9 protein-coding genes are annotated in these 13,169 nt (G+C 71.7%); 6 read left to right on the forward strand and 3 right to left on the reverse strand.

Annotated features, from left to right (window positions below):
• The first annotated feature begins 4 nt into the window (after nt 1-4).
• The gene (locus AB0K92_RS21805; RefSeq protein ID WP_365925241.1) at nt 5-1,294 is read left to right on the forward strand and encodes a ribonuclease D; all 1,290 of its coding nucleotides are present in this window, start codon (nt 5-7) and stop codon (nt 1,292-1,294) included.
• 158 nt (nt 1,295-1,452) lie between these two features.
• Here AB0K92_RS21805 and AB0K92_RS21810 read toward each other — a convergent pair whose 3' ends face one another.
• Genes AB0K92_RS21810 through AB0K92_RS21820 form a run of 3 tightly spaced genes read right to left on the reverse strand, consistent with a single transcriptional unit; the run spans nt 1,453 to nt 4,645 of the window.
• Nucleotides 1,453-2,283 (reverse strand): carbohydrate ABC transporter permease, encoded by an 831-nt coding sequence (locus AB0K92_RS21810; RefSeq protein ID WP_365925243.1) that lies wholly within the window; start codon nt 2,281-2,283, stop codon nt 1,453-1,455.
• Nucleotides 2,280-3,227 (reverse strand): sugar ABC transporter permease, encoded by a 948-nt coding sequence (locus AB0K92_RS21815; RefSeq protein ID WP_365925245.1) that lies wholly within the window; start codon nt 3,225-3,227, stop codon nt 2,280-2,282. The genes AB0K92_RS21810 and AB0K92_RS21815 overlap by 4 nt, the downstream gene beginning before the upstream one ends.
• Nucleotides 3,227-4,645, reverse strand: coding sequence for an ABC transporter substrate-binding protein (locus AB0K92_RS21820; RefSeq protein WP_365925248.1), 1,419 nt, complete (start codon nt 4,643-4,645; stop codon nt 3,227-3,229). Before AB0K92_RS21820 ends, AB0K92_RS21815 begins: the two co-directional genes overlap by 1 nt.
• Nucleotides 4,646-4,809: 164 nt before the next feature.
• Between AB0K92_RS21820 and AB0K92_RS21825 the strand changes: the two genes are divergently transcribed.
• The 5 genes from AB0K92_RS21825 to AB0K92_RS21845 all read left to right on the forward strand — a co-directional run bounded on the left by AB0K92_RS21825 (nt 4,810) and on the right by AB0K92_RS21845 (nt 13,141).
• Complete coding sequence (locus AB0K92_RS21825; RefSeq protein WP_365925250.1) at nt 4,810-7,188, forward strand: glycoside hydrolase family 2 protein; 2,379 nt, start codon at nt 4,810-4,812, stop codon at nt 7,186-7,188.
• Nucleotides 7,185-8,222 carry a LacI family DNA-binding transcriptional regulator gene (locus AB0K92_RS21830; RefSeq protein WP_365925252.1) on the forward strand — a complete coding sequence of 346 codons (1,038 nt, stop codon included), beginning with the start codon at nt 7,185-7,187 and terminating at the stop codon, nt 8,220-8,222. The genes AB0K92_RS21825 and AB0K92_RS21830 overlap by 4 nt, the downstream gene beginning before the upstream one ends.
• Before the next feature lie 157 nt (nt 8,223-8,379).
• Nucleotides 8,380-9,597, forward strand: coding sequence for an acetyl-CoA C-acyltransferase (locus AB0K92_RS21835; protein ID WP_365925254.1), 1,218 nt, complete (start codon nt 8,380-8,382; stop codon nt 9,595-9,597).
• Nucleotides 9,594-11,723 carry a 3-hydroxyacyl-CoA dehydrogenase NAD-binding domain-containing protein gene (locus tag AB0K92_RS21840; RefSeq protein WP_365925256.1) on the forward strand — a complete coding sequence of 710 codons (2,130 nt, stop codon included), beginning with the start codon at nt 9,594-9,596 and terminating at the stop codon, nt 11,721-11,723. Before AB0K92_RS21835 ends, AB0K92_RS21840 begins: the two co-directional genes overlap by 4 nt.
• Nucleotides 11,724-12,016: 293 nt before the next feature.
• Nucleotides 12,017-13,141: a class I SAM-dependent methyltransferase gene (locus AB0K92_RS21845; RefSeq protein ID WP_365925258.1), complete on the forward strand. Its 1,125-nt coding sequence runs from the start codon at nt 12,017-12,019 to the stop codon at nt 13,139-13,141.
• Nucleotides 13,142-13,169: the final 28 nt, after the last annotated feature.

A 13,169-nucleotide genomic window follows, 5' to 3' on the forward strand; every position in this document is an offset into this window, starting at 1 on the left:
ACAGGTGACCGACGCCCACGACACCGCAGCAGACAGTTCACTGCGAACCACCGGAGGCGCCCCTCCGGACGACGGCGGATCTTCTGCTACGGAGGCGCCGATCCCCTTGCTGGAGCCGCGTGAGGGCATCCCGCCCGTGATCGCGGACGAGGCCGCTCTCGCCCGGGTGATCGCCGCCTTCGCCGACGGCTCGGGCCCCGTCGCCGTCGACGCCGAGCGCGCCTCCGGCTACCGCTACGGCCAGCGCGCCTACCTGGTGCAGCTGCGCCGCGAGGGCGCGGGCACCGCGCTGATCGACCCGGTCGCCTGCCCCGACCTGTCCGCCCTCGGCGAGGCGCTGTCCGACACCGAGTGGGTGCTGCACGCCGCCACCCAGGACCTGCCGTGCCTGCGCGAGATAGGCATGGTGCCCACCCGGCTGTTCGACACCGAGCTGGCCGGGCGGCTCGCCGGGTTCCCGCGCGTCGGCCTCGGCGCCATGGTCGAGAACGTACTCGGCTACGTCCTGGAGAAGGGCCACTCCGCCGTCGACTGGTCCACCCGCCCGCTGCCCGAGCCCTGGCTGCGCTACGCCGCCCTCGACGTCGAGCTGCTGGTCGACCTGCGCGACGCGCTGGAGAAGGAGCTGGACCGGCAGGGCAAGCTGGAGTGGGCCCGGCAGGAGTTCGACGCGATCGCGTCGGCGCCGCCGCCGGAGCCCCGCAAGGACCCCTGGCGGCGGACGTCCGGCATGCACAAGGTGCGGCGCCGGCGCCAGCTCGCCGTGGTGCGCGAGCTGTGGCAGACCCGGGACGCCATCGCGCAGCGGCGCGATGTGTCGCCGGGCAAGGTGCTGTCGGACGCGGCCATCGTGGAGGCCGCGCTCGCCCTTCCGGGCAATGTGCACGCCCTCTCCGCGCTGAACGGGTTCGGGCACCGGATGGGGCGGCGGCAGCTGGAGCAGTGGCAGGCGGCCGTCGACCGGGCGAAGGCGCTGCCCGAGTCGCAGCTGCCGCAGCCGGGGCAGCCCGTCGCCGGGCCGCCGCCGCCGCGGGCGTGGGCCGACAAGGATCCGGCGGCCGCCGCCCGGCTGTCCGCGGCCCGCGCGGGGGTCACCGCGCTGGCCGAGGAGCTGAATCTGCCGCAGGAGAATCTGGTCGCGCCGGATGCCGTGCGGCGTCTGTGCTGGGAGCCGCCGCAGCGGGTGGACTCCGTAGGTGTTGCGGAGGCGTTGGGGGCGTACGGGGCTCGGGCGTGGCAGGTGGAGTTGGTGACGCCGGTGTTGGTGGAGGCGTTGGCGGCGAAGCCGGGGTAGGGGGTTTTGCCGGGAGGCGTGTGCGGGTCGTGTGTGGCTGGTCGCGCAGTTCCCCGCGCCCCTGAGGGCCGTAGGGGTTCTGGCGGGGGGCGGGTGCGGGTTCGTTGTGGTTGGGCGCGCAGTTCCTCGCGCCCCTGAGGGGTGTGCCCTCTGTGGGGTTATCTGGTCGCTCCCTTGGTGAAGCCGTTGTAGATGAACTTCTGGAGGGCCAGGAAGACGATCAGTGTGGGCAGGATGACCAGCACGGCTCCTGCCGAGATGGTCTCCCAGTGCGCGCCGAAGGGGCCGCGGAAGCGGAAAAGCGACGTCGAGATCACGCCAAGGTCTTCGGAGGGCATGTAGAGGAAGGGGATGTAGAAGTCGTTGTAGACGGTGATCCCCTTCACGATGACGACCGTGGCGATCGCCGGTTTCAGCAGCGGGAAGATGATCTTGCGGTAGATGGTGAAGGCGCCGGCGCCGTCGAGGCGGGCGGCCTCGTCCAGGGAGACCGGGATGGACCGGACGAACTGCAGGAAGATGTAGATCGAGACGATGTCGGTACCCATGTAGAGAGCGATCGGCGCCCACAGCGAGTCGAACATGCCGAGGCTCGTGACGATCTGGAAGGTCGCGACCTGGGTGGTGACCCCGGGGACCAGCGCGGCGACCAGGAAGGCCGCCAGGACCGGCTTGCGGAAGCGGAACCGGAACCGGTCGATCGCGTACGCCGTCATGGAGCCGATCAGCACGGTGCCGCCGACCGCGAACAGCAGGACGAAGGCCGTGTTGCCGAACGCGGAGAGCATCCGGCCGTCCTGGAACGCCGTCACGTAGTTGGCGAAGTTCAGCGGGTTCTCCGGCGGGGACAGCGCGCCGCCGTCGTCCGCCATCTCCCGCTCGGTCTTGAGCGAGGTCAGCACGACCACCGTCAGCGGGAGCAGGACGACCACCGTCGCCAGGGCCAGCGACAGGTACACCAGGGTGCGGGCCGGCACGCGGCGGGTCATACGAGGTCCACCCTCTCGTCGGGAACGAGGCGGCGCTGCACCCAGGTCACCAGCAGGATGATCAGCAGCAGCACGACGGCCGCCGCCGAGGCGAGCCCCGTCTTGTTGAACTGGAACGCCAGCTTCACGGTCTGGATCACGAAGGTCTCGGTGCCGGTCGCGCCGCCGGTCATGATGTACGGGATCTCGAAGGCGGACAGCGAGCCGGAGACCGACAGGATCACGGTCAGGGTGAGCACCGGTTTGATGCCGGGCGCGATGATGTGCCGGAACTGCTGCCAGCGGTTCGCCCCGTCCAGCTCGGCCGCCTCGTACAGCTCGCCGGGGATGGACTGGATCGCGCCGAGGAACAGGACGAAGTTCAGGCCGAGATAGCGCCAGACGGACACGCCCGCGAGGGACGTGTTCGCCGAGACGGGGTCGCCCAGCCAGGCGTGGTCGGGGTCCGCGCCGAACAGGCCGAGCACCGAGTCGAGGGTGCCGCCGTCCTGGAAGAAGTAGAGGAAGACGAAGCCGATCGCCACCCCGTTGATCAGGTACGGGAAGAACAGCACGCCCTTGAAGAAGTTCCGGAAGCGGACGTCGAAGCTGAGGATCGTGGCGAAGTAGAGCGCGGCGACGATCTGCACCGCGGAGGCGGCGAGGTAGTAGCCGGAGACGAAGAAGACCTGGAACAGGTCCTCGCGGGTGAAGATCTCCGCGTAGTTGCCGGGCCCCGTGAAGCGCAGCTCGGGGCTTACGCCGTCCCAGTCGGTGAAGCTGTACGCGATCATGTTGACGATCGGCGCGTACGTGAAGGTGACCAGCAGCGCGAGCGGGGCCAGCAGGAACAGCCAGGGGGTGACGCCCCGCCGCAGGCGGGCCCGGCGGGGTGCCGGGGCCGGCCGGGGCGGGGCGGGTGCGGCCGGTGCCGTGCCCCGGGCCTTCTCGGTGAGGTGCGCCATCAGGACCCCAGGGACTTCCGGGCCTCGGTCCAGCGCCTGCCGAGGTCGTCGAGGAAGCCGTCCAGATCGCCGTCGCGGGCGCCGCGGGCCAGGTCGACGAGGTCCTGGCGGTAGTCGGGCTTGTAGATGCCGACCTCGGACTCGTTGTCGATCCGCTTGACCTCGGCGCCCCGGGCGTCGTCGACCTCGATGAGCTCGACGCCTTGCTCCTCGTAGGGCTTCAGCACCTCGGGCAGCGGCGCGTCCTGGAGGGGCGAGATGGCGAGGTTGTCCTCGACGTAGCCGGACTTGTCGGTGAACCAGTCGATCCAGGCGCGGGCCGCCTCCTTGTGGTCGGAGTGGATGTTGACGGCCTGGTGGTAGTCGGGGGCGACGACCGCGCAGAACCTGCCGTCCACCTGGGCCGGGAAGGGCATGAAGCCGATGTCGTCGGGGTTCACGCCGGCCTTGCGGGCGGCGTCCCGGAACTGGACGACCGCCCAGGTGCCGAGCCACTGGGTGGCGATCTCGCCCTTGGCCAGCCGGGTCTTGGAGGCCTCCCAGTTGGTGGTGGTCGGGTCCTTCTCGGCGAGGCCCTGCGCGACGATGCCGTGCAGCAGGGTGTCCGCGACGCGCAGATCGGCGCCCTCGGCCCACGGGTTGCCCTCGGCGAGCTTCGTGGTGGCGGCGGTGTCGCAGCTGACGGAGCCGTTGACGTACGTCCAGGAGGTCAGCGGCCACTGGGCGGCGAAGTTGGTGTAGTAGGGGATCGCGTCGGTCCGGGACTTCACGGCCTTCAGGGCGGCGAGGAACTCCTCCGGGGTGGTGGGCCACTCGGTGATCCCGGCCTCCTTCCACACCCGTTTGTTGTAGACGAAGCCGGGGGCCACGCCGACCGGGCTCTGCCCGTAGACCTTGCCGTCCACGGTGGTGAAGTCGGTGAAGCGGTACTTCTCGCGGCGTTCCTCCTGGCTGCCGAGCGAGGCGAAGAACTTCGGGTAGTCGTCCTTCTCGATCACCGCGGGGATCAGCAGGACGTCGCCGTAGTTCTCCGTGTTCATCCGGATCTTGATCTCGGACTCGTAGTTCGTGAGGGCCTGGAACTCGACCTTGACCTTGGGATGGGTCTTGTTGAACGCGGCGGCGTAGCGGTCCATCGTGCCGTCCTGCACGAGGTCGGTGCGGACGGTCAGGACGGTGATGGTTCCGCTCACCCGGGACGGGTCGTCGGGGGCCTTCGCGTCCGCGCCCTCGGTGCTGCCTCCGGTGCCGGTGCACGCGGCGAGGAGCAGGGCGGCCGCGGCGAGGGCGAGGGTGGCGCGGCGGGTCGCGGGACCGTTGACGCGACGATCGGCACGGCGGGTCGCGGGTCCGTTGATGCGGTGGTCGGTGCAGCGGGGCGCGGGTCCGTTGATGCGGTGGTCGGTGCGGCGGTTCATGTGCGTCAGCTCCGTTCACGGGACGGACGAGCACGTGCGGGTTGGCTGGTTTCGGCACTCTGACAGCGCTTTCTGAACCGGTAAAGTCTCTATCTCGCCAAGGTTGCGTAAGAGTTTGCGAAAGACTTTCCCGTCGTCGTCTTGGACCGGTTAAGGGAGTGCGCATGGTGGAGGCCACACCGCTCGACGAGGGCTGGGTCCTGCTCCACGAGGGGGCCTCGCTCCCGGCGGCCGTGCCGGGGTGCGTGCACACCGATCTGCTGGCCGCCGGGGTGATCCCGGACCCGTTCCTCGGCCGGAACGAGCCGGAGGTCGCCTGGGTGGGCCGCCGGGAGTGGACGTACGAGCGCGACCTGGACGTCTCGGGTGCCCCGCACGAGCAGACCGACCTCGTCTTCGACGGCCTGGACACGGTCGCCGAGATCCGGCTCGACGGCCGGCTCCTGGGCCGGGTGCGGAACATGCACCGCTCGTACCGGTTCGACGTCACCGGTCTGGCGGGGCGGCTCACGGTCCGGTTCGCCTCCGCGTACACCGAGGCCGAGGCCGTCCGGGGCGAACTGGGCGAGCGCCCCGGCGCCTACGCCGAGCCGTACCAGTACGTGCGCAAGATGGCCTGCTCCTTCGGCTGGGACTGGGGGCCCACGCTGGTGACCGCCGGCATCTGGCGGCCGGTGCGGCTGGAGCACTGGTCGACGGCCCGGATCGCCCGCGTCCGCCCGCTGGTCACCGTCGAGGACGGCACCGGCGTGCTCGAGCTGCGCCTCGACGTGGAACGCACCCGCGTCGAGGCGGACCTCACCGTGGAGGCCCGGGTGGGCGGGACGGTGGCGCGCGCCGCGGTCGACGGCACGACAGGGGTCGTACGGCTGCGGGTGCCGGACGTGGCGCTGTGGTGGCCGCGCGGCTACGGCGCACAGCCGCTGTACGACGTGGAGCTGACGCTGCTGCACGGCACCGACCGGCTGGACGTGTGGCGGCGGCGGGTGGGCTTCCGCACCGTGGAGCTGGACCGCTCGGCCGACGAGCACGGCACCGGGTTCACCCTCGTCGTCAACGGCGAGCGCCTGTTCGCGCGGGGCGTGAACTGGATCCCGGACGACGTGTTCCCGTCCCGGGTGACGCGCGCGCGGTACGAGCGGCGGCTGCGGCAGGCGGCGGACGCAGGCGTGGACCTGGTGCGGGTGTGGGGCGGCGGCATCTACGAGGACGACGCCTTCTACGACGTCTGCGACGAACTCGGGCTCATGGTCTGGCAGGACTTCCTCTTCGCCTGTGCCGCCTATCCCGAGGAGCAGCCGCTGCGGGGCGAGGTGGAGGCGGAGGCGCGGGAGAACGTTGTCCGGTTGATGCCGCATCCGTCGCTGGTGCTGTGGAACGGCAACAACGAGAACCTGTGGGGGTTTAGGGACTGGGAGTGGGAGGGCCCGTTGGCCGGGGACTCCTGGGGTGAGGGCTACTACCTGGGGTTGCTGCCGCGGATCGTCGCCGAGCTGGACCCCACCCGGCCGTACACCGCGGGCAGCCCCTGGTCCGGCTCCTGGGACCGTCACCCCAACGACCCGGCGCACGGCACCCACCACTCCTGGGAGGTGTGGAACCGGCAGGACTACGCCGAGTACCGGGCGAGCGTGCCGCGGTTCGTCGCCGAGTTCGGCTGGCAGGCACCGCCCGCGTACGCCACGCTGCGCCGCGCGCTGCCCGGCGAGGAACTCGCCCCCGACTCGCCGGGGATGCTGCACCACCAGAAGGCCGAGGACGGCAACGGCAAGCTGAACCGCGGCCTGGAGCGCCATTTCGCCCTCCCGGAGGGCGACTTCGACCGCTGGCACTACCTGACCCAGGTCAACCAGGCCCGCGCGGTCGCCGCCGGGATCGAGCACTGGCGCTCGCACTGGCCGGTGTGCGCGGGCACCGTCGTCTGGCAGCTCAACGACTGCTGGCCCGTCACCTCCTGGGCCGCCATCGACGGCGACGGCCGCGAGAAACCCCTCTACCACGAACTGCGCCGGGTCTACGCCGACCGGCTGCTGACCGTGCGGGAGGAGCGGGACGGCGGGCTCGTGGTCGCCGTCGTCAACCAGTCCGGCGAGGTGTGGCCGGGTGCGCTGCGGCTGCGCCGGATGAACGTCGAGGGAGAGGTGCTGGGCGCGGCGGAGGTGGGCTTCACGGCGGGACGGCGCGCGGTCGAGGCGGTGCCGGTGCCGCGCGAGCTGCAGCCGGGCGGGCCGAAGGAGTTCCTGGTGGCGGAGGCGGACGGTGCCTCACGCGCGCTGCGCTTTCCCGCGCCGGACCGGGAGATCCCCTACCCGCGGCCCCGGTTCGAGGTGGCGCTGGTGCCGGGCGGCATCGAGGTGACGGCCCGGACGCTGGTGCGGGACCTGCTGCTCCAGGCCGACCGGCTGCACCCGGCGGCGCGCGCCGACCGGGGGCTCGTGAGCCTGCTTCCCGGGGAGCGGGTGACCATCGGCGTGCGGGGCTGGGCGAATCCCGACGCGGCCGCCGCCCGGGCCGCCCTGTACTGCATGGAGCCCTCTCGATGACCGCCGTTCCTGGTCCTCGCGTCACCATCAAGGACGTCGCCGCGCGCGCCGGTGTCTCCAAGGGTGCCGTCTCGCTGGCCTTCAACCACAAGCCGGGCCTGTCGCAGGCCACCCGGGAGCGGATCTTCCGCGCCGCCCGGGAGCTGGGCTGGGAGCCGAACCTGACCGCGCGGTCGCTGGCCGGGTCACGGGTGGACGTGGTGGGACTGGCGATCTGCCGGCCGGCGCGGTTGCTGGGCCTGGAGCCGTTCTACATGGAGTTCGTCTCCGGCGTGGAGAGCGTGCTGACCGAGCACTCCTGCTCCCTGCTGCTGCGCCTGGTGAAGAGCGTGGAGGAGGAGGCCGGGCTGCTGGAGTCCTGGTGGAAGGGGCGGCAGATCGGCGGTTCGATCCTGGTGGACTTCCGCGCGGATGATCCGCGGGTGCCGGTCGCCGAACGGCTCGGGCTGCCGGTGGTCGCCGTCGGGCATCCGTCGCTGACCGGTTCGCTGACCTCGGTGTGGACGGACGACACGACCGCGGTGGGTGAGGCGGTGCGGTATCTCGCCGCGCTCGGGCACCGGCGGATCGCCCGGGTCGGCGGCGCGGCGGCCCTCGGGCACACGGCGCTGCGCACGGCCGCCTTCGACTCGGTGGCGCGGGAGCTGGGCCTGGCCGGGGCGTGGCAGGTGGCGACCGACTTCTCGGGCGAGGCGGGGGCGCGGGCGACGCGGTCGCTGCTGACCGCGGCCCCGCCGGACCGGCCGACGGCGATCGTGTACGACAACGACATCATGGCGGTGGCCGGGCTGTCGGTGGCGGCGGAGATGGGCCTGCGGGTGCCGGAGGACGTGTCGCTGCTGGCGTGGGACGACTCGCAGCTGTGCCGGCTGACACATCCGACGCTGTCCGCGATGAGTCACGATGTGCACGGGTTCGGCGCGGAGGTGGCCCGGACGCTGTTCGGGGTGATCACCGGGGACGGTCCGGGGTCGCATCCGGTGCCGACGCCCGTCCTCACGCCGCGCGGGTCGACGGCGCCGCCGTCCCGGTGAGCAGCGGCCTTCCGGCCGCCTTCCGGGTGTGACCTTCACCGCTCCGGGTGGGGGGACTGTGCAGCTACGTTACCCACAAGTAGCATGGGGCTGAGCGCGCGCTCAGTGCATGCGTGCCGCAGCAGTGCCACCCCGCACACCCTGGAGGAGAGCCATCGTGCCTCGTACCGTCAGGGACGTCGTCTTCGTCGACGGCGTCCGCACCCCGTTCGGCAAGGCGGGCCCGAAGGGCATCTACCACGAGACCCGCGCCGACGACCTTGTCGTGAAGGCGATCCGGGAGCTGCTGCGCCGCAACCCCGGCCTGGACCCGAAGAAGATCGACGAGGTCGCCATCGCCGCGACCACGCAGATCGGTGACCAGGGCCTGACCCTCGGCCGCACGGCCGGCATCCTCGCCGGTCTGCCGCAGTCGGTCCCCGGCTACTCCATCGACCGGATGTGCGCGGGCGCCCTGACGGCCGTGACGACGACCGCCGGCTCCATCGCCTTCGGCGCCTACGACGCCGTCATCGCGGGCGGTGTCGAGCACATGGGCCGCCACCCGATGGGCGAGGGCGTCGACCCGAACCCGCGGTTCGTCTCCGAGAAGCTGGTCGACGAGTCCGCCCTGTTCATGGGCATGACGGCGGAGAACCTGCACGACCGCTACCCGCAGATCACCAAGCTGCGCGCCGACGAGTACGCGGTCCGCTCCCAGGAGAAGGCCGCCAAGGCGTACGCCAACGGCAAGATCCAGGCCGACCTGGTCCCGATCTCGGTGCGCCGCACCAACCCGCAGGGCGGCGAGACCGGCTGGGGTCTGGTCACCGCCGACGAGCCGATGCGCCCGGGCACCACGCTGGAGAACCTCCAGGGCCTGAAGACGCCGTTCCGCGTGCACGGCCGGGTCACCGCCGGCAACGCGGCCGGTCTAAACGACGGCGCGACCGCCTCGATCATCGCCTCCGAGGACTTCGCGCGCGAGAACGGCCTGCCGGTCAAGATGCGCCTGGTCTCCTACGCCTTCGCGGGCGTGGAGCCGGAGGTCATGGGCTACGGCCCGATCCCGGCCACCGAGAAGGCCCTCGCCAAGGCGGGTCTGACGATCTCCGACATCGGCCTGTTCGAGATCAACGAGGCCTTCGCCGTCCAGGTCCTGGCCTTCCTGGAGCACTACGGCATCGCCGACGACGACGCGCGCGTCAACCAGTACGGCGGCGCCATCGCCTTCGGCCACCCGCTGGCCTCCTCCGGCGTCCGCCTGATGACGCAGCTGGCCCGCCAGTTCGAGGAGCAGCCGCACGTCCGCTACGGCCTGACCACCATGTGCGTCGGCTTCGGCATGGGCGCGACGGTCATCTGGGAGAACCCGCACTTCGAGGGGGACAAGTGAGCACCACCGCTGAGCTGCTGAAGGGTGCGGCCGAGCTGTTCCCGGACGAGGTCGTCACGCAGGCGCACGTACGCCACTTCGACCTGCCCCTGGGCGTCGGGCGGTTCGCCCTGATCACCCTCGACAACGGGCACGACCACACCAAGCCGACCACCTTCGGCCCCCAGTCGCTGGCGAACCTGAACACCGCCATCGACCAGGTCGAGAAGGAGGCCGCGGACGGCGCGATCGTCGGTGTCGGCATCACCGGCAAGCCGTTCATCTTCGCCGTCGGCGCCGACCTCAAGGGCGTCGAGCTGCTGAAGGAGTGGGACCACGCCTACGCCATCGGCAAGGGCGGCCACGACGTCTTCAAGCGCCTGTCCGGCCTCGCCGTGCCGACGTTCGCCTACTACAACGGCGCCGCGATGGGCGGCGGCGTCGAGGTCGGCCTGCACTGCACCTACCGCACGGTGTCCGCGGCCGTCCCCGCGTTCTCCCTCCCCGAGGTCTTCCTCGGCCTGGTCCCCGGCTGGGGCGGCTGCACCCTGCTGCCGAACCTGATCGGCGCGGAGAAGGCCGTCTCGGTGATCATCGAGAACAGCCTCAACCAGAACCGGCAGCTCAAGGGCCGGCAGGTCTACGAGCTGGGCATCGCCGACGCGCTCTTCGAGGGCGCGGACTTCCTGGAGCAGTCCCTCATCTGGACGGCGTCCGTCCTCAAGGGCGAGATCGTCGTCGACCGCCCGGTGATCGACCGCGGCGAGGCCTGGGACCAGGCCGTCGCCAAGGGCCGCTTCATCGCGGACTCCAAGGTGCACGGCGCCGCCCCGGCCGCCTACCGCGCCCTGGACATCATCGCCGCCGCCAAGAACGGCGACCTGCAGCAGGGCTACGACGCCGAGGACAAGGCGCTCGCCGACCTGATCATGGGCGGGGAGCTGCGCGCCGGCATCTACGCCTTCAACCTGGTGCAGAAGCGCGGCAAGCGTCCGGCCGGCGCGCCCGACAAGAACCTGGCGCGTCCGGTGACGAAGGTGGGCGTCGTGGGCGCGGGCCTGATGGCCTCGCAGCTCGCCCTGCTCTTCCTGCGCCGCCTGGAGGTCCCGGTCGTCCTGACCGACATCGACCAGGAGCGCGTCGACAAGGGCGTGGGCTACGTCCACGCCGAGATCGACAAGCTGCTCGGCAAGGGCCGGATCAACCAGGACAAGGCCAACCGCCTCAAGGCGCTGGTCACCGGTGTCCTGGACAAGGCCGAGGGCTTCGCGGACGCGGACTTCATCATCGAGGCCGTGTTCGAGGAGATGGGCGTCAAGCAGACGGTGTTCGCGGAGGTCGAGGCGGTCGCCCCGGCGCACGCGATCCTCGCCACCAACACCTCCTCGCTGTCGGTGTCGGAGATGGCGTCGAAGCTGAAGCACCCCGAGCGGGTCGTCGGCTTCCACTTCTTCAACCCGGTCGCCGTGCTGCCGCTGCTGGAGATCGTCCGCGGCGAGCAGACGGACGACGCCTCGCTCGCGACCGCGTTCGCCGTCGCCAAGAAGCTGAAGAAGACCGCGGTGCTGGTGAAGGACGCCCCGGCGTTCGTCGTCAACCGCATCCTGACCCGCTTCATGGGCGAGATCCAGAACGTCATCGACGAGGGCACCCCGGTCGACGTCGCGGAGAAGGCGGTCGAGCCGCTGGGCCTGCCCATGTCCCCGCTCGTCCTGCTGGAACTGGTCGGCCCGGCGATCGGCCTGCACGTCTCCGAGACGCTCAACAAGGCGTTCCCGGACCGCTTCACGGTCTCCCCGAACCTGAAGGCGGTCGTCGAGGCCGGCAAGCGCGGCTTCTACGTCTACGACAGCGGCAAGCCCGAGCTGGACCCGGAGGTCGCCGCGCTGCTGAAGCAGGGCGACACCGTCCTCACCGAGGAGCAGGTCCGCGAGCGCGTCCTGGAGGCGGTGGCCCAGGAGATCGGGCTCATGCTCGACGAGGGCGTCGTCGCCGAGGCCCAGGACATCGACCTGTGCCTGATCACCGGCGCCGGCTGGCCCTTCCACCTGGGCGGCATCACGCCGTACCTGGACCGTGAGGGCGTGTCCGAGCGGGTGAACGGCAAGCGGTTCCTCCCGCAGGGCGTGGCGAGCGTCCCGGCGTAAACCCCTTCGCGCGCCTCATCCCCGGTGCCCCGCACGCCACTTGGTGTGCGGGGCACCGGTTCGCCGTGGCCGCGGCGGCTGTGCGAGCCTCTTGTCGTCCCTTCTGGTGGCTCCTCGTGGAAAGGGCCGGTCATGGCGCGCGGCATGATGCTCGGCATGGTGCTCGGTGACGTCTCCTCGCGCGCTTCGACGCGGGAGCGATAGCCCAGGGCCGTCTCCTTCTCGCCTCCGTCTCCCGCTCCTCGTCGAAGTGCTCTCCGTGCCCCCGCACGTTCGCACACGAGGAGTACGTGGTGTCCGCCACGATCCACTGGACCGAGTCCCACACCGATCACCGTGCCCGCTGGCACTCCGAGAGCGCCGCTCCCCCACCTGGCCGGGTCGTCGTCGCCGACGACCGGATGAGCGCCGCCACCGCCCACCGGCTGGCCTGCGAGGGCACGGCGCTGCTGTGGCGGGGCGACTACCCGCACGCGCGCCGGCTGCTGACCGCGATGGGCGGCCGGATCGACCGCAAGCCACCCCGCCCGGGGAACAGCCCGGCCGAGACCTTCCACCTGCTCCGCAGGGCCCGCGGCCACCGGGCGCGCGTGCTCGGCAGGCTGCTGGTGCGGCTGGAGGACGACTACACACTGCGGCTGCGCCGGGCCCCCGACGTCCGCCGGGCCTGCGCCGAGGCGTACGGCCCGCCGCGCGGCCCCCTGGTGGTCTCCCTGACCGAGCTGCTGGGCGTCGTCGGCGCGTGGCAGTGGCGGGAGAAGGGCGTCGACGTGCCGGCGCTCGGCGCCCGGATCCACCCGCACTACGGCGTGTTCTCGCCGGTCAGAGGCGAGTACGTCGATCTCGTCGCGCGCGCCCCGCTGCCCCCGTCGGCGCACCGCCGCACCGCGTTCGACCTCGGCACGGGCACCGGAGTGCTCGCGGCGCTGCTGGCCCGCCGGGGCGTCGGCCGCGTGGTGGCCACCGACGTCGGCCCGCGCGCCCTCGCCTGCGCCCGCGACAACGTCCGCCGGCTGGGCCTGGACGGGCGGGTGCGGATCACCGGCCCCTGTCTGTATCCGGAGGGCCGGGCGAGCCTCGTCGTCTGCAACCCGCCCTGGATCCCGGCCCGCCCGTCCTCCGCCCTGGAGCAGGGCGTGTACGACCCGGACAGCGCCATGCTGCGCGGTTTCCTCGCCGAGCTGACGGGCCGTCTGGAACGGGGCGGAGAGGGCTGGTTGATCCTCTCGGACCTCGCCGAGCGCCTCGGCCTGCGGCCGCCCGGCGAACTCGCGCGCCTCATCGCGTCGTCGGGACTGCGTGTCGCCGGCCGGCTGGACACCCGGCCCCGGCATCCCCGGGCCGGGGACACCACCGATCCCCTGCACGCCGCGCGGAGCGCGGAGATCACCTCGCTGTGGCGGCTGACACCGGGCTGACGTCCGGCGGGCCGGCGCCGACTCGGGC

Source organism: Streptomyces sp. NPDC052687 (assembly GCF_040678395.1).
In the GTDB taxonomy this organism is placed as follows: Bacteria; Actinomycetota; Actinomycetes; order Streptomycetales; family Streptomycetaceae; genus Streptomyces.

Excerpts from the sequence above, each read along its gene's own strand:
- AB0K92_RS21810 (WP_365925243.1), bottom strand. The coding sequence starts at position 2,283 with ATGACCCGCCGCGTGCCGGCCCGCACCCTGGTGTACCTGTCGCTGGCC.
- AB0K92_RS21815 (WP_365925245.1), bottom strand. The coding sequence starts at position 3,227 with ATGGCGCACCTCACCGAGAAGGCCCGGGGCACGGCACCGGCCGCACCC.
- AB0K92_RS21820 (WP_365925248.1), bottom strand. The coding sequence starts at position 4,645 with ATGAACCGCCGCACCGACCACCGCATCAACGGACCCGCGCCCCGCTGC.
- AB0K92_RS21825 (WP_365925250.1), top strand. The coding sequence starts at position 4,810 with ATGGTGGAGGCCACACCGCTCGACGAGGGCTGGGTCCTGCTCCACGAG.
- AB0K92_RS21830 (WP_365925252.1), top strand. The coding sequence starts at position 7,185 with ATGACCGCCGTTCCTGGTCCTCGCGTCACCATCAAGGACGTCGCCGCG.